We start from the raw sequence: 23,342 nt of genomic DNA, 5'->3' as shown, positions 1-23,342 counted from the left end.
AACCGATGGTCTAAATTGGGACGAACCTCCATATGATGATGGTGAAGGAGGGGATGTCCCATGTTTATTTTTACCGGAGGAATTAAACGACTGACGGTCACACTTTTGCTGGCAGCAGTCGTAAGTATAAGCTCTGCATGCGCAGCTAGCACCAGTACGATTGGACAAGCCGCTAAACCAATAGATCCGGAACAATTGAAGCGGGTAGAGTTTTTGAATCAAATTGCCGACGAGATGTACAAGCAAACGATGGACGGCCAAGTGCTTGAGGCACGGAATAAGCTGATGCAAATGTCAGATCAAATTCCAAAGATACAATTTGAAGGAATTACATCCGTAGAGGGGCTTAATGCTTTAACGGAAACGATTACACAGGCCAAGAGAGTCTATAACGCCGCGAGCTACTCACCAGAAGAAGCTCAAATGGCTGTAGCCAAAATAAGACTTGCAACGGATGCCCTTACCCATAAAAATCAACCCATGTGGCTGCAATATTATAAAGTACTGCAAAATGACACAGCTGCATTGACACAAGTTGTAAAAGCAGGTAAACAACAAGAGAGCATTGCAAGCTTCGGGAAGCTATCGCAGCATATTGCCATTATTCATCCTTCTTTATTGATTAGCCGGGATGCTTCCTCTGTCGAGAAGCTTGACTCTGTCCTCCTCTTTCTAAGAAAAAACATCAATAGCGAGCCGATGATAGGCCGTCAAGTAGAAACAGGGCTAGACCATTTGGGTCAAGTGCTGGATGAATTGTTTTTGAAAAACAAAGATGCAATTGCTTTCGTTCCCATTACTGACCCTAAGCATCCAATCATCTGGTCTGCAGGGATTGGCCTTATCATCGTTAGTGTTTTATCTTTCGTGGGCTGGCGGATGTACCAATCCGGTCGGCATATCGTTCCAATTAAGCACTCCCGAGCGCGGGAAAAGGAACTTGGCGATTAAAAAAAGGTTGAGCAGATGTCGAAATCTGCTCAACCTTTTTATTGTGCTTTAAAGCCTTCGCCTATTACGTCATGGACTTCACCTATGATGATAAATGCGCGAGGATCGATGGATTGAATGAGCTCGCGAAGACGTCTTGTTTCATGGCGATACACGACACAATACAATACTTCTTTATTGTTGCCGGAGTATGCACCCCTAGCAGGAAACAGAGTCACTCCTCGGTCTAATTCCTTTGTAATGGCTTCAGATAAAGGCACGGCTTCATCGCTTATAATCGTGAATGCCTTAGCAGCATGAGCGCCTTCGGATATGTAATCGATGAGTCGGGATGTAACAAAGACAGCAACGAGTGAGTAGAGGACTTTTTCCTTGGGCAAATAGAGAAAGGAAGTACCAATTACGATAACATCAATAATTAAGATAACTTGTCCAACACTCCAGCCCCTTTTCTTATTTCCGATTCGAGCCAGGATGTCTGAACCGCCCGTTGTGCCGCCGAAGCGGAAGACAAGGCCAAGTCCGGTACCTAGTGTGATCCCGGCATAAAGTGTGGCTAGAAAATAATCCTGGGTGGTATGAAAGGGGATCAGCCAGTTGTTATGTATGAGTTGTTCCATCACCCAGAGAAAAAACGACAAAGATACTACCCCGTAAATCGTGTACATCATCGGGCCTTTCCCGAAAACACGCCACCCGAGATAAAACAAGGGGATATTACATACCAAGGTAGATATGGAAGGAGGAACGTTAAGCACATATTTCAGCAGCAGAGCTACACCCGTAACGCCGCCTTCCATGAGCTCATTAGAAATAACAAAGTAATGTAAACCAAACGCATAAATTGCGGTGCCAATCGTAATGGCAAGTACATTTGTGAATTGATCGGCAAATCGTTCCTTAAAAATCATTTCGTTTCCTCCAAACCTCATGGTTCGCATCTGTCAAAAAAATTTGTCAACTTTTCTTGTTTAGTTTAACATAGTAATGATATCTTGGTGAAGAAGAAGGGGAGAAGGGTGAACATGTCGGAACGCACGCTGAAAGATATACAGAAGGAAGTCGATACTTATATTTCCCAGTTCAAGGAAGGATATTTCAGTCCTTTGGCTATGCTCGCTAGAATGTCCGAAGAAGTGGGGGAGTTAGCCCGTGAAGTGAACCATACCTACGGCGAAAAACCGAAAAAAAGCACCGAAGCGGACAACTCCATCGAGTTAGAACTCGGCGATATTATGTTTATAACGATCTGTTTCGCGAACTCACTGGGGATTGATTTGACGGATGCACATGATAAAATCATGCATAAGTTTAATACGAGAGATGCGGGTAGATGGACTAAAATTAACACCGAAATTACATAAGCTTCATAAACTATACCATCCCCTCTGAAGGGAGACTCTCTTTCGATAAGGAGGATGGGCAGATGAATGGAGAAGATCAAATACAGAAAGCGTACGAATCTATACTTTCACAAGACTTCGATAAAGCCATCGAATGGTTTGAAAAAGCGATAATCGCAGAACCGCACAATGCTGCCTATCACTACAAACTATCGATTACTTATGCAAGAAGCAACAAGCTGAGTAATGCCATTGAACATGCTTCAGAAGCTACCCAACTGGAACAAGATAATCAAGTGTACCGCTATCACTTGCAAGTGCTGCATGCCAGAGAATTGGTCGATAAAGCACGCAAGCAGTTAAGCACACAATCTGAGCATGCCGAAAGAGCAATTTTCTTGTTGAAGGAAGCAATTGTGCTCGATCCTCTTGCAATAGAAGCCTACCTGATACTTGGGGAAGCTTTTGCTTTTCGTAAAGACTACGGGAGAGCCTATCAAACGGTGATGGAAGCTGTTCGATTAGAACCGACTCACGAATTAGCCAAGCAGCAGGCTGCTCGCTACCAGCAAAAGATGAAAAATAGAGTTTGAAACATACACAAAGGAGAAACATCGTCATGGATCGTAAAATTCGAGTAGCCGTCATTGGGGCAAGTGGAAGAATGGGGAGAGAGGTTGTAAAGACCGTACTCACGGAGTCCGATATGGAATTAGTGGCGGGCATAAACCGCTCCTCTGGCCCAATTGATCTTGGAAAAATGGTAGGATTAGAAGAATGCGGCGTCAAAATGAGCAATGATTTGGAACTTGCGCTAACCGAATCCAAACCGGATGTAATAGTGGATTTTACTGGACCGCAAACAGCATTTTCGCATACAAGTTTAGCGATTCGGTTAGGCATTCGTCCCGTAATGGGGACTACTGGATTCACACCGCAGGATATTGCAGAGTTGGACAAGCAGTGTCAGGATAAAGGAATCGGCGGAATTATTGCGCCTAATTTCTCCATTGGAGCCATTCTGATGATGAAATTTGCAGCGCAAGCTTCTAAGTACTTCCCTCACTTGGAAATTATCGAGTATCATGGTGATCAAAAGCTCGACGCGCCTTCAGGAACTTCCGTGAAAACCGCTGAACTTATTTCTGAAGTTAGAGAAGAGATGAGGCAAGGTAATCCGAAAGAAGAAGAAACGATTGAAGGTTCGCGCGGCGGGTATTACAATGGGTTTAGAATACATAGCGTACGTCTGCCGGGTATTTTTGCTCAACAGGAAGTCATTATGGCTGAACAAGGGCAGGCACTTAAGATTAGACACGACTCTTATGACCGTGCTGCCTATATGCCGGGCGTAGCGATTGCTGTTCGTAAAGTAATGACATATAGCGGTATGATTTATGGATTCGAGCATTTTATAGATTAAGAAAGTCCTAGGGGAGTGGAAGTCAGAATGTTAAATATTGCGCTAATCGCTCACGACCGCAAAAAAGATGAGATGGTCAATTTCGTTACGGCGTATGAGCATGTCTTTGCAGGTCACAAATTATATGGAACTGGCACGACAGGACAGAGAATCATGGAGAATACGAAACTCGATGTCCATCGCTTTATGTCGGGTCCACTTGGCGGAGACCAGCAAATTGGTGCTTTGGTCGCTCAAAATGAGATGGATTTGATTATCTTCTTGCGCGATCCGTTAATGGCCCAGCCACATGAGCCGGATATCATTGCTCTATTGCGTTTATGCGATGTTCAAGGAATCCCATGCGCCACCAATATTGCTACAGCGGAAATCCTCGTTAAAGCGCTAGATCGTGGGGATTTTGCATGGAGAGAACTCGTACATAAATATAAACCGGGACTTGAATAAGATGAGCGAACAATTAGATATTCTTATTTTTGGCGCACATGCAGACGATGCGGAGATTGGGATGGCCGGAACGATTGCGAAGCATACCGCGATGGGCTATCGGGTGGGTATTTGCGATCTAACCTACGCAGAGATGTCCTCCAATGGGACGGTTGAGACGAGGAAAGAAGAAGCAGAGCAAGCGGCACAATTATTAGGATTGACCGTGCGAACGAATCTGGGCTTACCAGATCGAGGCTTGTTCATGACTCCCAGTCATATTGAACGAATTACAGCAGAAATCCGAAAATATAAACCTAGAATCGTTTTCGCTCCTTATTGGCAGGATCGACATCCCGATCATATTGCCTGCTCGGCATTAATTCAAGAAGCTGTCTTTAATGCCAAACTGCGCAAATATTTGCCGGAGTCTGATCCAGTCAACGTGGAAAACATGTATTTTTATTTTATAAATGATGTGTACGAAGCTGATTTTATAGTCAATGTAACAGATTATTACGAGACCAAAAAGGCTGCACTCAGCGCCTATCGTTCGCAGTTTATAACAGGGCAAGGCAGCGTAGCGACACCGCTTAATCAAGGTTATGTAGAGCGTGTAGTGGCACGTGATCATTTATTGGGACAAAAGCGTATGCTTCCATATGCAGAAGGTTTCGTCTCTAAACTGCCTATGGTGGTAGATCGATTCGATTGATCTGGAAAAGAGGTGCAAAATGAACGATAAACTTAAAATTGGAATTACGTGTTATCCGACGTTAGGCGGTTCAGGCGTTGTTGCAACAGAACTCGGCAAGCTGCTTGCCGAAAAAGGGCATGAGGTTCATTTTATTACGCATAGCATGCCGTTTCGCCTGGGTAAATTTCATAAAAATATTTTTTATCATGAAGTGGAAGTCAGTCAGTATTATGTGTTCCGTTACCCTCCATATGATCTTTCTCTTGCAAGCAAACTTGCACAAGTTGCCAAGATGGAAGAGCTTGACCTGCTTCATGTTCACTACGCGATTCCACATGCCGTCTGTGCACTGCTTGCCAAGCAAATGGTTGGAAGTAAGCTGAAGGTCGTCACTACGCTTCACGGAACGGATATTACGGTACTTGGCCAGGACCAATCCATTTCAGATTTAATTCGATATGCAATTAATGAGAGCGATGCCGTTACAGCGGTGTCGAAGGATTTAATTAAGGAAACTAGGGAATTACTGGATATTGACCGCGATATCGATTTGACCTATAACTTTGTTGATAAAAGGGTGTATTATCCGAGAGATGTTACAAAGCTTCGTGGAGAGTTTGCAAGGCCGGAAGAGAAGATCCTTATTCATATTTCCAATTTCAGACCGGTCAAGCGCGTTCAGGATGTCATTGATATCTTTGCGAATGTAAGCAAGCGGATCCCTTCGAGGCTCCTGTTTGTCGGCGAAGGACCTGATTTGTCCAAAATGATTGCCAAGGTAAAAGAGCTGGGTCTTACCGACAAAGTCACGTTCTGCGGTAAGCAGGATGACGTATCACAGGTGATTTCCCTTGCTGATGTCATGCTCCTGCCTTCGGAGAAAGAAAGCTTCGGATTGGTCGCTCTGGAGGCTATGGCGTGTGGTGTGCCTACGATTGGTTCAAATGCAGGAGGAATTCCAGAGCTGATTACGCATGGGGAAACCGGTTACCTTGCCAATGTGGGCGATACGGAAGCGATGGCAGATCATGTAGTGAACCTGCTCAGCAACCAAGTACTGTATGAGCAAGTGGTGCAAAATTGCTTAGACCGTGCCAGATACACATTTTGTAATGATATCACCACGCAACAGTATGAAGAGATTTATTATCGCGTGTTGGGAAGAGAACTTCCGGAATCACATCGGATTACAGCTTCATCCTGTCAATAAGAGGATGTACGCTGGATAGGAGTAACATGTTGGATGCTCGAAAAATATGGGAGGAAGATCGAGGCGCTTCCTACGTACTGGCAAAGCTTACGGAGGCAGGCTATGAAGCTTACCTCGTAGGCGGCTGCGTACGGGATGCCGTACTCGATCGGCCGATTAAAGATATCGATATCGCGACGTCAGCCTTGCCAGAGCAAGTGATTGCCTGCTTCCCGCGGACGGCGCCGACAGGACTTCAACACGGGACTGTCACCGTCATCCTGCAGCAGGGGACGTATGAAGTAACGACGTTCCGCCAAGAGGCGGAGTATGAAGGCTTTCGCCGCCCGGCTTCAGTCGCGTATATCTCCGACTTGACGGAAGATCTGAAGCGGCGTGATTTTACCATGAACGCGATGGCGATGGACCGCGAAGGCGAAGTGATCGATCCGTTTGCCGGGCAAATGGATCTCGCTTTAGGCGTGCTCCGTTGCGTAGGCAAAGCGGAGGAACGCTTCGGCGAAGATGCGCTGCGCATGCTTCGCTGCATTCGCTTTGCCTCGACCTATGAGCTGCAGGTCGAGGAGAGCACGTGGCAGGCGCTGCTAGCGCAAGCCCCGCTGCTGCGCCACATCGCCATGGAGCGCGTGCGCAGCGAGCTCCAGCGCATGATTGACGGCCCAGCCCCTGCGCGGGCCGTCCGGCTGCTTCTGGCGAGCCGCCTAACGGCGCACCTCAAAAAGCAGCTTCCGCTGCCTTTTGAGCGCTGGCTCGCCTGGGATGACGCGCTGGACGCTGTCAGCGCGCTGGAGGGGCAGCATGACCGCTGGTCCATGCTGCTGATGCTCCTGGAGGTGCCGGCGGACGTGGTCCGCACGGCGCTCCAGGAGCTGACCTTCTCCCGCGCCGACGGCGACGCGGTAGTGGCCGTTTTGGCCCTGCGCGAAGCAGTGGCCGCCTCTCCGTCAGACCCTGCTCCGCTGGAGCGGGTCTGGAAGCTTGGCGCGGTGCGCAGCGGCATAGCCGCCGCCCGCGCGCTGCTGCGGCTGCTGCGTGCGCTGCAGCCGAGTAACGGTCAGCGCGGCGAGCTCGCGCTGTTTCTTGAAGCAACCGCGCCGGAGCTGGTGCGCCGCGGAGAAGTTTGGCTGAGCGAGGTACCCTGCTTCAGCCTGAAGGACCTCGCCATATCCGGCAAGGATCTGGCGTCAGAGCTGGGCATGCAGCCGGGCCCATGGATGGGCAAGCTGCTGCAGGAATTGCTGGAGAAAACCGCGCTCGGGGGATTGCCGAACGAGCGAGAATCGCTTTTACATGCCGCGCGTGCTGCGAAGTAGCAGCGCGCGTGGTTTTTTTACTCGTGTTTTTCAACTAGTTAATTGGAGTGAACAAAATGAATGAGCGGATTTTAGAGCTATTTCAAGAATCCCCGGAAACTTACGTGTCAGGTGAGGAAATTAGCCGTAGATTAAACGTAAGTCGAACAGCGATTTGGAAGCATATCGAAGAGCTGCGGGCGGCTGGTTATGAATTTGAGGCAGCCCCGCGCAAAGGTTATCGGCTGGTGAGCAAACCGGATAAATGGCAGGTAGCTGAGCTGCTGCAGGGATTGAAGACGAAAGTGCTTGGACAAAAGGTGCACGTGTATGGAGAAGTTAGCTCGACTCAGACGATTGCGCACGCACTGGTAGCGTCAGGGGCTTCTGAAGGCACGCTTGTGCTTGCTGAGGCACAAACAGCTGGGCGTGGCCGAATGGGGCGTGCGTGGCATTCTCCAGCGGGTAAAGGGATATGGATGAGTCTTGTGCTAACGCCAAAGGTACCCGTCTACTTTATGCCGCAGTTGACACTGCTGAGCGCAGTCGCGCTTTGTCGCTCAATCCAGAAAGTATGCCGTGTTGACATCGGGATCAAATGGCCGAATGATTTGCTGATTAAAGGAAAGAAAGTCAGCGGGATTTTGCTGGAGAGCAGCGGCGAGGATGAAAGATTGAAGTATGTCATTGCTGGCATTGGCATATCCGTGAATTTGAAAGTCGAAGACTATCCGGAGGAATTGCGTTCAATTGCAACTTCTTTGGCGATTGAGTCTGGGACGGATATCAAAAGAGAAACGTTGGTACAAGCCTTTCTTTTAGAATTCGAAGAGCTGTATGCTTTGTACTTGGAAGAAGGATTCTCCCCAATACGATTGCTTTGGGAAGCCTTGAGTGTCACTCTCAAGCGTCCTATCCGAACACATACCCCGAGTGGTGTGATTGAGGGTATTGCGGACTCCTTGGATGACTCAGGTGCGTTAACGGTGATTAAAGGGGACGGAGAGAAAATCAAAGTCTATTCTGGCGATATTGAACTGCGTTAGAAAAGTTGAGGTATCAATTGGAAGCTACATTTGGTATAATTGAATAGCGAGGCGGTATCCTTAAAGGAACTGCACTTGCTGCAATACAAGCGTAGTAACATGTTCAACTCAGCCAAATAACGAGTAAACAAGATGTTAGATTCTGCTCTGAGCCTACGGGACCGAGACAGAAGAATCATTGGATTCTTTCTGAACGCGATCCTTTTAGCTCTTAGCTAAAAGGTTTTTTTATTTTATATGAGGAAGCTGGGATACAAATGGAAAAGCGCAAGCCGCTAACAACAGCTAGAATGAGAAAAATGAAGCAAGACGGCGTACCTATTACGATGGTAACGGCTTATGATTACCCGTCAGCTCGCTTGTCGGAAGAAGCCGGCATTGATGTGATCCTTGTTGGAGATTCACTTGGAAATGTTGTGTTAGGGTATGATTCGACCCTGCCGGTGACGCTTGATGACATGGTCTATCATACACGTGCCGCGGTCCGCGGCGCTTCGAACACGTTTATCGTAGCGGATATGCCATTCTTTACGTACCACGGAAGCCTGGACACCACTTTAAAAGGCGTCGCCCGTTTAATGCAAGAGGGTGGAGCGAAGGCTGTGAAACTCGAAGGAGGAGCTGAGATTGCCGCTACGGTCAAAGCGATCACAGAAGCTGGCGTTCCTGTTATTGGGCATCTTGGGTTGACTCCGCAGTCGGTTCATCAGCTTGGCGGTTTCCGTGTGCAAGGTCGGAGCTCAGAGCAAGCAGAGAAGCTGCTCAGCGACGCCAAAGCCATTGAAGAAGCGGGTGCTTTCGCGATTGTGCTGGAACTGGTTACAGATGAGCTAGCAGAATGGATCACCAAGCAGTTGTCGATCCCAACAATTGGTATTGGATCTGGGGTTCACTGCGATGGGCAGGTTCTTGTCTACCATGATCTATTACAGTATGGTTCTGACAGCGCGCCCAGAAAGTTTGTAAAAGCTTACGCGAATATCGGGGAAACTATTCGTGAAGGCATTCGTGAATATGTAAAAGAAGTGAAAGAGCGCACGTTCCCCGCGCAGGAAAATACGTTTCATATGGATAACGATGTAGTTCAATATTTGTACGGCGATAAGGAGTAGTGAGCGGCCATGAAAGCGATCCAGACAATGGAAGTGATTCATTCGATAGCCGATTTGCGTTCTCGTATTAGGGAATACCGACGTAAGAATGATGGATCTGTAGGTTTTGTGCCTACAATGGGTTATTTGCACGAAGGCCACGCCAGCTTGCTGCGTAAAGCACGTTCGCAGAGTGGGCTTGTGGTATTGAGTATTTTTGTCAATCCGCTGCAGTTTGGTCCTGGAGAGGATTTTGAGCGGTATCCGCGCAACACCGAGCGAGACCTTGAGGTTGCTGAAGCAGCCGGCGCAGATCTGGTTTTCATGCCTACGGTGAGTGAAATGTATCCGACTCCGACGCGCACGACTGTTGCTGTTTCAGGACTAACCTCGAGGCTCTGCGGAGCGTCGAGACCAGGACATTTTGACGGCGTTGCGACAGTGGTTAGTAAGTTGTTCCATATTGTGCAGCCAGATCAAGCATTTTTTGGACTAAAAGATGCCCAGCAGGTTGCTGTGATTAAGCAGATGGTGCAGGATCTGAATTTGCCGGTCGAAATCGTGCCTTGCCCAACACTGCGCGAAAAAGATGGTCTCGCCATGAGTTCACGCAATGTTTATCTTTCGGACGAAGAGCGGAAGCAAGCGTTAGTTCTTTCGCAAGCTTTGGACAAAGCAAAGGAATTCGTGCAAGCTCGAAATAACTTCAAAGCTGCCGAACTGGAAAGCCTGGTTAGCAGCCATATCACGTCAGCACCATTAGCCGTTATTGATTATGCGGAAGTTCTTGCCTTTCCAAGCTTAGAACCATTTGAAAACAGCACTCATACCGATTCCATCATTCTTGCCCTTGCCGTTAAATTCGGCAAAACACGTCTAATCGATAATGTCATTTTACAATTAAGGAAGTGAAGTTTATGTTTCGCACAATGATGAAAGCTAAAATACACCGCGCTACCGTAACAGAAGCGAATTTGAACTATATTGGAAGCATCACGATTGATGAGGATTTGCTTGATCTCGTTGATATGCTGCCGAATGAGAAAGTACAAATTGTTAATAACAATAACGGCGCACGCCTTGAAACGTATATCATTGCAGGCCCACGCGGGACTGGGGTCGTCTGTTTGAACGGTGCCGCGGCACGTTTGGTGCAAGAAGGTGATACGGTCATTATTATGACGTATGCCATGATGACCGACGAAGAAGCCAAGAAGCATCAACCAACTGTTGCGATCATGGGAACAAATAATAAAGTAGCCCAATTGTTAAAAGCAGAGGAGCATTCCACCATCCTTTAAGATGGTCACTTCCATGCATGAAATCGGCTCTGTTTACAAAGAATGAGGGTAAGCTTTCGAAGCAAAGGTGGGATGCCAAATGTTTAAGCATTTATTTTCCACAATGAACGAGGTTTTGGAAGAAATCCAAAAAGAATATCCGAATAGTGATGTGGAGAAAAGAGCGGAGCTCGACGAACAATTGCAAGTGTTGAAAACAATGAGCGATGAGTTCATTGAGGCGTGGCTGCTTTTTGAGGAGAAGCTGGGAAAGTTTTATGGGGCCGTGCCGATCAGTACCCAAACCCTTCATAAAGAACTGATGGACCTCGATCTGTCAGGGAAGCAAACGGATGAATTTGTCCGGGGGCAAGGGTACTACAAGCTTTACATGTATGATCAAGCGATCAAGGAATTTGAAGTCTTGATTCGCAGGCAGCCTGATTTCTTGTTGGCAAGGGTCTATTTGGCAATGGGGCATCTGCGGAAAGGGGAGTTTGGAGAGGCGTATAGGCACTTCAAATTCCTGCTGCCTCTGACGGATAACTCCAAGATGAAGGCTATTTCCTACAACGCCATGGGAGTCATACAGGTGCAGAATCAGAATATAGAAAAAGCATTCGAGTATTTTCAAAAAGCATACCATACGGACCCATCATGTATGGAGCCTCTCATCAATCTGGACGAGTCCTAAAACCAATGTGGCGATCAGGTATTCCCTTTTCCTAATAAGATTTGGTATGCTAGGAGAAGTGCAGGACGAAGGGATTGAAGATACACGTCATGAAATTTGCAGTTTTGGATTTTGAAACGACAGGAAGTCAGCCTGCGGATGAAATCATCCAAGTTGGACTGGTCATTATAGATCAATTTCAAATTATCGACAGGTATACTTCTCTGGTTAATCCAGGGATTGGTATACCTTCTTCCATTACAACACTTACTGGCATTACGGATGAGATGGTTGCTGATGCTCCCACGCTTGATCAAGTGATGTCGGATATGTTTCCACTTTTGTTTGATTGCGTACTCGTTGCGCACCATGCAGCTTTTGATGTTTCTTTTTTGCAAAAGGGACTGACCAAAACCGGTTACCCGCCATTCTCAGGTCGAGTGCTGGATACGATGGATATGCTTCGCATATTATTTCCATCCATTTCCAGTCTTCAATTGAGCATGGTAGCCGGTTTGTTTGGCATTGACCATGAACGGCCTCATCAAGCTGACAGTGACGCTGAGGTTACGGCTGAGATCTGGGTTCGATGCCTGGAAAGGCTGATTGGGCTGCCTCTCCTTACTGTGCAGCGGTTACAGCATATTTTCGAAAATAGCTCCAGCGACTTAGGTTGGTTTTTGGACGAAATATGTCTATATAAAGAATCGATTACTAGCATCGATACGGATACGAATCGTTATTTCCGCCAATTTACGCTGAATGTTACGGATTGGGGCGAAGAGGATGACATACGTGGGGTTTCTGATGAAGACGGACTAGGTACTTCCTTCAAAGAATTCCAGCAAGGCTTGAAATTAGCGCTTCAGCAGAAGTTTGAAGTTTTCGAAGAGCGGGAATCTCAAGAGCAAATGATCTACGAAGTGGAGAAATCGCTTGAGAACGATCAGCATTTGATGATTGAGGCGGGAACAGGCACAGGGAAATCACTTGGGTATTTGATACCGGCACTCTATTATGGCATCAAATATGAGAAGAAAGTGGTTGTCTCTACGCACACGATTAATCTGCAAGAGCAGCTTAGAGAGCGGGATATTCCGCTGTTGAAAGAGATTTTTCCGGTTCCTTTCAAGGCGGCGGTATTGAAAGGGAGAAGTCACTATTTGTGCTTGCGCAAATTTGAGACGAAACTGACAACTCGCGATTACGAGAATGGCAAAGAGGACCCAGTCACTGCGGCACAAATGGTCGTGTGGCTGAGCGAAACGGAACACGGGGATGAAGAGGAAATCCATTTTGGGAATAAAGGGGCTCAATTCTGGTACTCTGTTGCCAGTGATACAGACTCTTGTTTGAATCGGATGTGTCCATGGTACAAAAAATGCTTCTATCATCGCGCGCGTAACGACGCCAATACGGCTGATGTGATTATTACGAACCATTCCCTCCTGTTTACTGATATGAAGGCTGAGAACCGCCTCCTACCGGCTTACAAGCACCTTGTCATTGATGAGGCGCATCACTTTGAGGAAGTGGCGAGTAAACATCTTGGCATCGAGTTGCATTCCTCGGCGATGTATCATTCGTTAACTTGGCTTTACAAAGATAATCGGAGCGGACAACTGCCAATGCTGCGGTTTCGACTGCAGAAGTCGGATGAGCAGCAAGAACGTGCAGCGGCATGGAGTCATACGATTGATGGACTTTTCCCGAAAATTGTGCAGATGAAAGAGAATTGGGACCAGCTGAGCGAATCACTATATGAGCTGGTGTCGTCCAAAAGTGACCCGTCGCAAACGGAGAATTCCACGTATGTGCTGCGCATGAAGCCGGAGACATTGCCTGCTAATTGGCACGAGCTGATGACGATGGAGGACAATATTTATTTGAATGCGAATGATTTGCTTCGCACGCTTGATAAATTATTAAGTGATGTGAAGGAACATCAGGAGGCGTTCGGGGTTCAAGGGTTAGTGACGGACCTGAATGGAACCGTGAAAGAGCTCTATGAGCATCGAGATGCGCTGCACTTCTTTATGAAAATGGCGGATGAAGGCTATGTGTATTGGATGGAAGCGGGAACTTATGCCAGAGCGAAATCTCTTCAGCTTTTCTCTATTCCGACAGATGTCAGCAGCTTGCTTCAGCAGCATTTCTTTGAGACGAAAGAAAGCATTATCATGACATCCGCGACTTTGTCCGTGAATAAATCATTCCAGTATTCAGCTGATCAATTAGGGCTGGTGATTCCGCAGGATGAAGAGAGTGGTAAACTCAAAACCGTGCAACTGCCATCTCCTTTTAACTATCGAGAGCAAGCTCTGGTTGTTATTCCAAGAGACTTTCCTACGATTAAAGGTGCTGGAGATCCCGTTTTCATTGCATCGCTCATTGAATCGCTAAGTGAAGTAGCTATTGTGACCAAAGGTCGAATGCTGATCTTGTTCACATCCAATCGGATGCTTAAGCAGATTTATGCCGGGATGAAAGATTATTTGAAATCATACGGCATTACGGTGCTGGGTCAAGGAGTTGACAGCGGCAATCGCAGTAAATTAACCCGTATGTTCCAGGACAACAAGATGTGTGTGCTGCTTGGCACAAGTTCATTCTGGGAAGGCGTTGATATACCTGGTGATGCGCTGAGCTGCTTGGCCATTATCCGGCTGCCGTTTCAACCTCCGAACCATCCGCTTGTTGAGGCAAAATGTGAAAATATTAAGAAACGGAATGAGAACCCGTTCATGAAATTTTCTGTGCCGCAGGCGGTCATTCGATTTAAGCAAGGCTTCGGCCGGTTAGTTAGACGCGCATCTGACAAAGGGATTGTGATCATCTACGATACGCGTGTCATTGAAACCTTTTATGGCAAGCACTTCCTCTACTCACTGCCAGGACCCAAAATCGAGCATATGACAACGGAACAAATGTTACCAAGGATTGAGCAGTGGATGGGGGTGGCGCAGAAATGAAATCACAAAAAATATCGGAGGCTGTTGTTCGCAGGCTGCCCATTTATCTACGGTTCCTAAACGAGCTTGCTATGAAAAATGTCGCAACGGTATCTTCGCAGGATTTGGGTCAAAAGCTTGATCTGAATCCGGCCCAGATTCGTAAGGATTTGGCCTACTTCGGAGAATTCGGCAAAAAAGGCATCGGTTACGATATTGCTTATTTGATCGAGAAAATTAGACAGATACTCAAGCTTGATCGGCACATTCAGGTTGCTCTTGTTGGAGCGGGGAATCTTGGCCGCGCCTTATGCAATTATAATACTTATCTGCGAAATGATATGAAAATTGTCGCTGTTTTTGATGCGATGCCGTCCAAAGCAGGAGAGACCATCAATAACTTGACGGTTCAACCAATGGCGGAAATGAAGACGATTTTATCGGATTTAGGCGTGCGAATCGGGATTATCACAGTGCCTGCTAGCGAAGCTCAAAATGTGGCCAATCAATTTGTTGATTGCGGCATTGAAGCTATTTTGAATTTTGCTCCTGTTATTATAAAGGTTCCACCGGAAGTTCGCGTGCATTACGCGGATTTCACAACGGAGCTGCAAAGCTTAGCTTATTATTTAGATTAATATCGCAGATTAATATCCAAAAAAAGAACCTGACCATTAGGGAATTAGTTCCCTGGTCAGGTTCTTTTTCAATTAGAGAATCAGTCTAAAGATAAGGAAGTAGAGCGAGTACGCGAGCGCAATGCTGATTGGTATGGTAATGACCCAAGTAATCAACATACGGCTGACGGTGCCCCACTGAACTTCATGGAAACGCATGACACTGCCTGTCCCAATAATGGCGGAGGAAATTACATGTGTTGTCGATAAAGGTTTTCCGATATGGGTTGAGAACTGAATGACGAGAGACGATGTGAGGTCGGATGCAAAACCGTTAATCGGTTCAATCTTTACAATTTTACCAGATACGGTTTTAATAATTTTCCATCCACCGATCGAAGTTCCAAGACCCATGGCCAAAGCTGCTGAAATTTTGACCCAAAGAGGGACGTCGAGCGTTGTTTGAACATCGGCAGCGACTAAACCGAAGACGATAATTCCCATCGCTTTCTGTGCATCGTTACCGCCATGTGAGTAGGAAAGTAAACCCGCAGAAATAATCTGTAAAGTCCTGAATATACGATTGAGTTTGGATCTAGATGTATTTCCGGACCAGATGACGATGTATTTGATCAAAAGCATGATGAGGTAACCAAGGCCGAAGGCAATGATTGGTGAAAGAATCAAGATGATAATGATCTGTGTAAAACCGCTCCAATTCACAGCATTCACGCCAGCACCAGCAATAACCGCACCGGCAAGGGCCCCGAGCAAGGTGTGAGAAGAAGAGGAAGGAATAGCAAGATACCATGTCAGCAGGTTCCATATAATCGCCGCGAGCAGGGCTGCGATGACGATTTCAACGCCATTTTCAATTTTGGCCGGATTCGCGATACTGCCACCGACTGTTTTGGCTACTTTGGAAGATACCATCGCACCAACAAAGTTAAGCGTCGCTGCCATGGCGATAGCTACCCGCGGGCTGAGTGCGCGCGTAGAAATGGATGTTGCAATCGCATTGGCTGTATCGTGAAATCCATTAATGAAATCAAAAAGTAAAGCTAGTACAACAATTACGATTAAATAAGTTAACATGATTTCCTCCTAAGAGCTTTCCATTCGGAAAACTATCCTTCGTACACATCGACCGATTAAGTCTTATGAATAACGAAGTACCACGCTGTCTAGGATATTGGCTACGTCTTCGCAAGCGTCCGTTGTTTCTTCTAAGCGCTCGTAGATTTCTTTTAGTTTGAAGTCTTCGTACACGTCTTTACGCGTGATGAAAATTTGGCGAATTCCTTCACGCATCAAGCGATCGCCGTCATTCTCAAGGGAATTGATTGCAACCGTATGTTCAGGGATTTGCATATATTTCTTCTTCGCAAGCAGTTTGAAGGCATCGAGCATATGTTGGCAGGAATCCACGATGACAGCCGAGAAGTCTTTCATATATGTATCCGTATGGGAGACGTTCAAGTAGTCAAAACGAGCGATTGTAGCTTCAATACCGTCCGTGACATCATCCACTTTGGAGGCAAGAACCATGATGTCCTCACGATCGATCGGTGTAATGAACACTTTATTGAGTCCTTTGAAAATTTCGTGAGTGATGGAGTCTCCTGCATGTTCGAGATCGTGAATGGACTGAACGTAGTCTATTGGGGATTTGTCACCCATCATGGCTGTGCGAAACAGCTGTGCAGTTTGCAATGCGTTTTCTGCAGCGCGGATGAGCAGTTGCAAGAAATCGACTTCGTTCTTTTTTGTGAATAACGTGGTCATAAATGCCTCCTAGTATTTACTATATGTACAAGATTTTGATCGAATTTATAAGATAAACAGACCAACTTGTTGAAAAAACTCACAAAGTTAAAAATATCATAACAATTGGACCTAAAGCAACGAAAATTCCGTGACATTTTACAATTTCTTAACATTGGGCACTTCCTTGATTTTACAAGCACGAAGATGTAAAGTTTATATAGCGGTGTTTAACTTAGAATGAGCATAGAGAGGGTTTTTTAGTATGAAAAAAACATTAATTATGAACGGTCATTTCATTTCTACTATTAAAGGAAAATCATCTATCAAAGGCTGTATGGTCATAGAAGGCGATCTGATTACATATATCGGTGAAGAAATTCCTGAACCCAAGGAAAACTACGATGAAATCATCGATGGTGCGAATAAATTGTACATGCCTGGCTTAGTCAATACGCATGGTCATGCCGCGATGTCGCTGCTTAGAGGATATGGCGACGATTTAGCGCTTCAGATCTGGCTAGAAGAGAAAATGTGGCCGATGGAAGCGAAATTTACGGCTCAAGATGTGAAATGGGGCACCAGTCTGTCCATTTTGGAAATGATGAAAGGCGGGACTACTACTTTCGTCGATATGTACGACCATATGAACGAAGTGGCGAAGGCCGCCCAAGAATCAGGGATGCGCGGCGTACTTGCACGGGGTGTGATCGGGCTGTGCCCTGCTGATGTACAAACGGCTAAACTGAAAGATGCAACTGAATTTGCAAAAACCTGGCATGGTGCAGCGAATGGACGCATTACGACGATGATGTCTCCTCATGCACCATACACATGTCCACCTGATTACATTGAACGAATCGTTCAAGCGGCTCATGATTTGAATTTGCCGATTCACACGCACATGTCGGAAACAAGCCGCGAAGTGCAAGGAAATGTAGATCAATACGGATTGCGTCCTGTTGCACATCTTGAGAAGATCGGTGTTTTCAGCAGACCTACACTTGTAGCGCATGGTGTCCATTTAACGGATGATGAAATAAGCGTTCTAAAACAATATGATGTTCGCGTCTCGCACAACCCAGGAAGTAATCTGAAGCTTGCCTCTGGTGTAGCGCGTGTGCCTGAGCTGCTTCGCGCTGGGGTGAAAGTTTCACTTGGTACGGACGGTGCTGCATCCAATAATAATTTGGACATGTTTGAAGAAATGAGACTTGCCGCGTTGATTCACAAAGGTGTTTCTGGTGATCCACTAGCTGTACCTGCTGCTGAAGCGTTATTGCTAGGAACGAAGATGGGGGCGGAGTCCATCTGGTTGGATAACGTAGGATTACTGCAGCCAGGCATGAAAGCAGATTTTATCGCGCTGGATATAGATCAGCCTCATTTCCTGCCAAAAACTGATTTTGTTTCTCACGTTGTTTATTCCGCTTGTGCCAAAGATGTCGTAGACGTCTGTGTGGACGGCAATTGGATTGTCCGCAAAGGCGAATGCTTAACGATGGACGAAGAAAAAATCAAACGTGAATTTGAACTGTGCTTCGACAGATTAATTGGTTAAGAAGGTGCCGGCAGTTTGTTTGGGGAGGTGAGCGGCGCTCATGGGTGCAAAGCGAACGAGAATTATTACTTTTGGTGTTTTTATTGTATTGACGCTTGGCGTCGTGCTCAGCCGCTTCTACTTAAATGTGCAAAAAGATCATTGGGACGGCAAACGCATCGCGGTAGAAACAGCTTTTGAGAAAAGCATCATGACGAAAGCGGCAAAAGTGGATTTCTTTTATGGGGATGAGCCTTTTCGGATCGTTTATGGGGAAGATAAGCTTGGCCAAGGTGTCATTGTGTGGGTCTCTGATAAGGACATTCACACGGAGATGGCTTCTGAAGGCTTCACGGAAGCACAAATCCGGGATGTTGTTATGAAGAAAAATTCGGGTGTGGAGATTGAACGCGTCATGCCGGGGAAGCTGGGTCAGGAGTACATTTGGGAAGTTTTTTATAAAAAGAAAGATGATAGCGGCACAAGATATTTTTATGATTATTATAAATTCAAAGATGGACTATATTTGGATACCTACAGACTCAGCCTGCAATAGGCTGAGTTTTCTTGTTTCCACTCATTTCATAAGGTCATAGTATATATCGCATGATATACTATTCGTATGGATTTGGACGCAACATAATATATCGAGAAAGGGGGACGTTGACTGATGAAGCTACGTCTCTTACCTGTCGTACTGAGTGTCATTATTTCTGCCGGCGTATTATTCGGAGGCTGGTTTGCTTATACAAGTTTTGCTATGGAAAACCCATTATCAGATATCATTAGTAAAGTTCCCGGAGTGACAAGCTCAACAATGAAATTGGAAAAAGATCGTGTTGATATAGAAGTAAATTTACAAGCAGATGCGAATTTAAGAACAGTTGTTGAGCGGATTAATAAAGATGGAGCATCGATTATTGGCAAACGTACTGTGAATATTCAAGTTAAAGATAATCCGTCTGAGAAGCTTAATGAGTGGTGGTCCAAAGCTCTATTCGAGGTCGCTCAAGCGATGGAGACCAAGCATTACGCGGACATTCCAACGACCTTGCAAAAGTATGCGGCTGACATGCCTAGTATGAAGGTTGAAAGTGAAATGGACCAAACTTACGTGTATATTCGATTAACAGATGGTGATGCCACAAAATTCATTATGCTTCCTAGATCCACGCAGATTGGAGTGTGGCCGAATGAGTAAAATTTATAAAGAAATTGGTATAGGCGCTATTCCGGTATTGCTTGTTTTTTTAATTTTCTTAGGGGTTAATATTATCCCGATTTTATTCGTCGGTATATTAGGCGTTTCTTTGTTTTATATGATTAGAGGACGCGGCGGTGTAGGAATTTCTGCTGGTGGTGGCGGTGATCGTAAAAGCAAAACTCGGACACCGGCTTATCTCACCTTTGACGAGATTGGCGGTCAGGACAGAGCGAAGAAAGAGTTGACGGAAGCTCTTGATTTTTTAATTAAACATGAAGAAATTAAGAAGTTGGGGATTCGTCCTCTCAAAGGGATATTGCTTACAGGGCCTCCTGGGACCGGTAAAACATTGATGGCTAAAGCTGCAGCTCATTATACAAATTCCGTTTATTTAGCCGCATCAGGCAGTGAGTTTGTAGAGATGTATGTCGGTGTAGGTGCAAGCCGTGTTCGTGATCTTTTTAAAGAAGCTAGAAGCCGCGCTGCGAAAGAGGGCAAAGATAACGCGATTATTTTTATCGATGAGATTGATGTTATTGGCGGTAAGCGTGATGGCGGTCAACAGCGCGAGTACGACCAAACACTGAACCAATTGTTAACGGAAATGGACGGTATTCATACGAATGATGCTCCGCGTATTTTGATTATGGCAGCAACGAACCGTAAAGAAATGCTCGACAGCGCGCTGCTTCGTCCAGGGCGTTTTGACCGTCATATCGAAGTGGATTTACCGGATAAGAAAGGTCGACTATCCATTCTAAATATTCATGTGAAAAATAAGCCGTTAGCTATCGGAGCTTCCTTAGATGCTATTGCGGAACAAACGTTCGGTTTCTCTGGTGCGCAGTTGGAAGGTGTGCTGAATGAAGCAGCCATTTATGCTATGCGTGAGGATAAAAAGGAAATTGAACAGCATCATTTGGCATCCGCGATTGATAAAATCATGATGGGTGAGCGGACGGATAAGGAAACCGCGCAGGATGAGAAAGAACGCGTTGCTTACCATGAACTAGGCCATGCTATCATTGCAGAGCTCGTGCGTCCTGGCTCAGTTTCGCAAGTAACCGTTAGCCCGCGTGGGAAAGCGCTTGGTTATGTACGTCATAATCCTCCGAAGGACCATTATTTGTACACGAAGGATTATATCGAACAACAAATCATGATCGCTTTAGGCGGCGCTGCGGCGGAGGAAATGTTCTATGGCGGACGCAGTACGGGTTCGCGGAATGACTTTGAGCAAGCTTTGTCTATGGTACGTAACATGATGGACTCCGGCTTAACATCACTAGGGATCATAGACCGTGAAATGGTCACTAAGGATCAACTGATGAAAGAGAACACAGCTATTCTTGATGCGTTAATGATACGCACCAAGTCGCTGCTGGAGCAGCAGCGGAGCGTATTTGATCATTCCTTCGCGATTTTGATGGGCGAAGAAGTGATCTCGGGCGATACATTCCGTAAATTGTTCGATGCTTCCGTTTCACAAATTGCATAGAAATTGTTGAGGTTGTCACCAAAAGTAGCGATAAAGCGGCTATTTTCGGGACGGCCTCTTTTTTTATATGTATTTTGTGTCTAAGCTCTTAAAGTTCCGCAAGGTTTTGTGACTAATAATGAAATTTGGAAGCAAAAATTGTATGATATGAGTGGGTTCCTTAGGTTGTATTGCCTTACAGTTGTGAATGATAAGTATGAGCCCTAAAGAAGGAGAAATATGGCATGGTGTTTAAAACAATTGGTGTAGTTGGCGGTGGCACGATGGGGCAAGGCATTTCTGAAATGCTTGCAGCCAGAGGCTTAGAGGTATTACTTCTTGAGAAAACAGTAGAGAAGCTGGACCGTGCCCTTGAGCAAATCCAGGTTAGTTTAGATAAACAAATCGAACGCTGGGCTTTGACGGAAGCAGAGAAAAAGCTCATTTTAGCTAAAATAAAGAAAGCGGATTCCCTCCAAGACATGGCTGAGTGCGATATGGTCATAGAAACCATTACGGAGGATTTGAATGCCAAGAAGCATGTCTTCTTTCAATTGAATCAAATTTGCAATCCATCCATTATTTTAGCGACGAATACATCAACACTCAGCGTAACTGAAATTGCTGCTATCACAACCCATCCGCAGCGGGTCATTGGCCTGCATTTCTTGCATCCGGTTGCGAAAGTCAATCTCGTAGAAATAATCCGAGCGATGAAAACGTCCGATGAAACCTTCGAACAAACCAGACGATTTGTTGATGAATTCATCCATAAAAAAGGGATTAGTGTGAATGAGTCTCCTGGTTTTATTACATCGAGACTGATCTGTACGCTCATCAATGAAGCCTTGCACACGCTCTCCGAAGGCGTAGCTACGGCGGAAGATATCGATACCGCGATGCGGATCGGTTACGATTTCAAGTACGGTCCCTTAGAAATGTGCGATCGCTTCGGCTTGGATGCCGTGCATGATGCGCTCGAAGGCATGTTCCGCGATTATGGGGACATCAAGTATCGGCCTTCATTTCTTCTGAAGAAAATGGTACGTGCTGGTCATTTAGGTGTAAAAACGGGAGAAGGATTTTTCCTTTATGACAAGGACGGTGACAGGTTATGAATATTCTCGTCATTAATGCGGGGAGTTCATCGCTCAAGTATCAGCTTTTTCATATAGAAAATGATACGGTTCTGGCTAAGGGCCGAGTGGAGCGGATTGGGATGGAAACAGCTATCCTCGTGCATGAGCCGAAGGATAAGCCTGAAGTTCACGAAGTAAGTGAAATTTTGGAGCACACCACGGCGATCCGCAAGGTGCTTGCGCTGCTCGTTCATCCTGAGCACGGTGTGCTCGCGTCAACGGCAGAGATTCACGCTGTCGGGCACCGCGTCGTTCACGGCGGTGAAAGCTTCAAAAGCTCCGTCCTCGTGAACCACGAGGTGAAGCAGGAGATTAAGCGGCTCTTTGATTTGGCGCCGCTGCACAATCCGGCGCATATGCTCGGCATATCCGCCGTGGAGGCGAACATGCCGGATGTTCCTCAGGCCGTTGTTTTCGACACGGCCTTCCATCAGACCATGCCGGCACAGGCCTACCTGTACCCGGTACCGATGGCGTTGTACCGGAAGCACAAGGTGCGCCGGTATGGTTTTCACGGCACTTCGCACAACTATGTCAGCGAACGTGCTGCAGCCTTTCTAGGCCGCCCTCTGGAGCAGTTGAAGCTCATTACCTGTCACATCGGTAACGGGGCTTCCTGCGCCGCCATAGAGGGCGGCAAGTCCGTGGATACGAGCATGGGGATGACCCCGCTCGAAGGTCTGATGATGGGCACGCGCAGCGGCGATCTGGATCCTGCTATCGTGCCTTATGCGATGGGCAAGGAGGATCTGACGATTGGTGAGATCTCTTCCATGCTGAATAAGCACAGCGGACTGCAGGCGATCTCAGGGCTATCCAGCGATATGCGAGAGATTACAGAAGCGATGGAAGCGGGAGATAAAAACGCCAAGCTGGCTTTTGAGATGTATGAGTATCGCTTGCGGAAATACATCGGAGCTTACGCCGCGGCCATGAATGGCGTGGATGCAATCGTCTTTACAGCGGGTGTCGGCGAGAATTCAGAAGCGCTGCGCAAGCGAGTTTGCGAGCATCTGACTTACCTCGGTGTAGAGTTCGATGATGCCGCAAACCGCACGGGAAGAGGGCTGGAACGACGTATTTCAACGGTAAATTCCAACGTGCAAGTGCTGGTCATACCGACGAATGAAGAATGGGTTATCGCCAAAGACACCTATGATTTAGTTCAATCAACCACACACTGAATCTTTGCTCGAAATAGTGTACAATAGAAAAGCG

The 23,342-nt window shown here is 46.4% G+C and carries 24 protein-coding genes; 21 read left to right on the top strand and 3 right to left on the bottom strand.

Going from position 1 to position 23,342, the window contains the following annotated elements; all coding sequences use genetic code 11:
• Positions 1 to 60: 60 nt before the first annotated feature.
• Positions 61 to 951 (top strand): sporulation protein YpjB, encoded by an 891-nt coding sequence (locus AC58VC_RS02450; protein ID WP_497367274.1) that lies wholly within the window; start codon positions 61 to 63, stop codon positions 949 to 951.
• Between the two features lie 38 nt (positions 952 to 989).
• On the opposite strand, the gene AC58VC_RS02445 is transcribed toward AC58VC_RS02450, so the two are convergent.
• Positions 990 to 1,862, bottom strand: coding sequence for a YitT family protein (locus AC58VC_RS02445; RefSeq protein ID WP_497367273.1), 873 nt, complete (start codon positions 1,860 to 1,862; stop codon positions 990 to 992).
• 114 nt (positions 1,863 to 1,976) lie between these two features.
• Between AC58VC_RS02445 and AC58VC_RS02440 the strand changes: the two genes are divergently transcribed.
• The 14 genes from AC58VC_RS02440 (at position 1,977) to AC58VC_RS02375 (ending at position 15,021) form a co-directional block, all read left to right on the top strand.
• The gene (locus AC58VC_RS02440) at positions 1,977 to 2,315 is read left to right on the top strand and encodes a nucleotide pyrophosphohydrolase (RefSeq protein ID WP_497367272.1); all 339 of its coding nucleotides are present in this window, start codon (positions 1,977 to 1,979) and stop codon (positions 2,313 to 2,315) included.
• Positions 2,316 to 2,377: 62 nt separating this feature from the next.
• The gene (locus AC58VC_RS02435) at positions 2,378 to 2,887 is read left to right on the top strand and encodes a tetratricopeptide repeat protein (RefSeq protein ID WP_497367271.1); all 510 of its coding nucleotides are present in this window, start codon (positions 2,378 to 2,380) and stop codon (positions 2,885 to 2,887) included.
• Positions 2,888 to 2,913: 26 nt separating this feature from the next.
• Positions 2,914 to 3,717 (top strand): 4-hydroxy-tetrahydrodipicolinate reductase, encoded by an 804-nt coding sequence (gene dapB, locus AC58VC_RS02430; RefSeq protein ID WP_497367270.1) that lies wholly within the window; start codon positions 2,914 to 2,916, stop codon positions 3,715 to 3,717.
• 27 nt (positions 3,718 to 3,744) lie between these two features.
• A complete protein-coding gene (locus tag AC58VC_RS02425; RefSeq protein ID WP_477501235.1) occupies positions 3,745 to 4,164 on the top strand; it encodes a methylglyoxal synthase in 420 nt (139 codons plus the stop codon).
• Position 4,165: 1 nt separating this feature from the next.
• A complete protein-coding gene (bshB1, locus tag AC58VC_RS02420) occupies positions 4,166 to 4,858 on the top strand; it encodes a bacillithiol biosynthesis deacetylase BshB1 (RefSeq protein ID WP_497367269.1) in 693 nt (230 codons plus the stop codon).
• Between the two features lie 19 nt (positions 4,859 to 4,877).
• A complete protein-coding gene (gene bshA, locus AC58VC_RS02415) occupies positions 4,878 to 6,050 on the top strand; it encodes an N-acetyl-alpha-D-glucosaminyl L-malate synthase BshA (protein ID WP_497367268.1) in 1,173 nt (390 codons plus the stop codon).
• 26 nt (positions 6,051 to 6,076) lie between these two features.
• Entirely contained in the window at positions 6,077 to 7,363 is a 1,287-nt protein-coding gene (locus AC58VC_RS02410) for a CCA tRNA nucleotidyltransferase (RefSeq protein ID WP_497367267.1), read from the top strand.
• 56 nt (positions 7,364 to 7,419) lie between these two features.
• A complete protein-coding gene (locus AC58VC_RS02405; protein WP_497367266.1) occupies positions 7,420 to 8,388 on the top strand; it encodes a biotin--[acetyl-CoA-carboxylase] ligase in 969 nt (322 codons plus the stop codon).
• A 257-nt stretch (positions 8,389 to 8,645) separates the two neighbouring features.
• Complete coding sequence (panB, locus tag AC58VC_RS02400; protein WP_145655272.1) at positions 8,646 to 9,500, top strand: 3-methyl-2-oxobutanoate hydroxymethyltransferase; 855 nt, start codon at positions 8,646 to 8,648, stop codon at positions 9,498 to 9,500.
• Positions 9,501 to 9,527: 27 nt separating this feature from the next.
• The gene (gene panC, locus AC58VC_RS02395) at positions 9,528 to 10,391 is read left to right on the top strand and encodes a pantoate--beta-alanine ligase (RefSeq protein WP_497367887.1); all 864 of its coding nucleotides are present in this window, start codon (positions 9,528 to 9,530) and stop codon (positions 10,389 to 10,391) included.
• A 5-nt stretch (positions 10,392 to 10,396) separates the two neighbouring features.
• A complete protein-coding gene (panD, locus tag AC58VC_RS02390) occupies positions 10,397 to 10,780 on the top strand; it encodes an aspartate 1-decarboxylase (RefSeq protein WP_315949310.1) in 384 nt (127 codons plus the stop codon).
• Between the two features lie 79 nt (positions 10,781 to 10,859).
• Positions 10,860 to 11,453, top strand: a complete 594-nt coding sequence (locus AC58VC_RS02385; protein WP_127451445.1) for a tetratricopeptide repeat protein — start codon at positions 10,860 to 10,862, stop codon at positions 11,451 to 11,453.
• A gap of 89 nt (positions 11,454 to 11,542) precedes the next feature.
• Entirely contained in the window at positions 11,543 to 14,404 is a 2,862-nt protein-coding gene (dinG, locus tag AC58VC_RS02380; protein WP_497367265.1) for an ATP-dependent DNA helicase DinG, read from the top strand.
• Positions 14,401 to 15,021 carry a redox-sensing transcriptional repressor Rex gene (locus AC58VC_RS02375; protein ID WP_497367264.1) on the top strand — a complete coding sequence of 207 codons (621 nt, stop codon included), beginning with the start codon at positions 14,401 to 14,403 and terminating at the stop codon, positions 15,019 to 15,021. The genes dinG and AC58VC_RS02375 overlap by 4 nt, the downstream gene beginning before the upstream one ends.
• A 72-nt stretch (positions 15,022 to 15,093) precedes the next feature.
• Here the strand turns inward: AC58VC_RS02375 and AC58VC_RS02370 are convergent, their stop codons facing one another.
• Positions 15,094 to 16,095, bottom strand: coding sequence for an inorganic phosphate transporter (locus AC58VC_RS02370; protein ID WP_161408525.1), 1,002 nt, complete (start codon positions 16,093 to 16,095; stop codon positions 15,094 to 15,096).
• Positions 16,096 to 16,158: 63 nt separating this feature from the next.
• A complete protein-coding gene (locus AC58VC_RS02365) occupies positions 16,159 to 16,785 on the bottom strand; it encodes a DUF47 domain-containing protein (RefSeq protein ID WP_127451452.1) in 627 nt (208 codons plus the stop codon).
• 244 nt (positions 16,786 to 17,029) lie between these two features.
• Between AC58VC_RS02365 and AC58VC_RS02360 the strand changes: the two genes are divergently transcribed.
• The 6 genes from AC58VC_RS02360 (at position 17,030) to AC58VC_RS02335 (ending at position 23,308) form a co-directional block, all read left to right on the top strand.
• Complete coding sequence (locus AC58VC_RS02360) at positions 17,030 to 18,325, top strand: amidohydrolase (RefSeq protein WP_497367263.1); 1,296 nt, start codon at positions 17,030 to 17,032, stop codon at positions 18,323 to 18,325.
• 40 nt (positions 18,326 to 18,365) lie between these two features.
• Positions 18,366 to 18,860, top strand: coding sequence for a cell wall elongation regulator TseB-like domain-containing protein (locus AC58VC_RS02355; protein WP_497367262.1), 495 nt, complete (start codon positions 18,366 to 18,368; stop codon positions 18,858 to 18,860).
• Positions 18,861 to 18,974: 114 nt separating this feature from the next.
• Entirely contained in the window at positions 18,975 to 19,505 is a 531-nt protein-coding gene (locus AC58VC_RS02350) for a hypothetical protein (protein WP_497367261.1), read from the top strand.
• A complete protein-coding gene (locus AC58VC_RS02345; RefSeq protein ID WP_497367260.1) occupies positions 19,498 to 21,006 on the top strand; it encodes an AAA family ATPase in 1,509 nt (502 codons plus the stop codon). The genes AC58VC_RS02350 and AC58VC_RS02345 overlap by 8 nt, the downstream gene beginning before the upstream one ends.
• Before the next feature lie 224 nt (positions 21,007 to 21,230).
• Positions 21,231 to 22,103, top strand: a complete 873-nt coding sequence (locus tag AC58VC_RS02340; RefSeq protein ID WP_497367259.1) for a 3-hydroxyacyl-CoA dehydrogenase family protein — start codon at positions 21,231 to 21,233, stop codon at positions 22,101 to 22,103.
• Positions 22,100 to 23,308 carry an acetate kinase gene (locus AC58VC_RS02335; RefSeq protein WP_497367258.1) on the top strand — a complete coding sequence of 403 codons (1,209 nt, stop codon included), beginning with the start codon at positions 22,100 to 22,102 and terminating at the stop codon, positions 23,306 to 23,308. Before AC58VC_RS02340 ends, AC58VC_RS02335 begins: the two co-directional genes overlap by 4 nt.
• Positions 23,309 to 23,342 lie beyond the last annotated feature (34 nt).

The organism is Paenibacillus sp. J22R67, from assembly GCF_059692175.1.
This window is presented reverse-complemented; position numbering and strand designations above follow the sequence as displayed.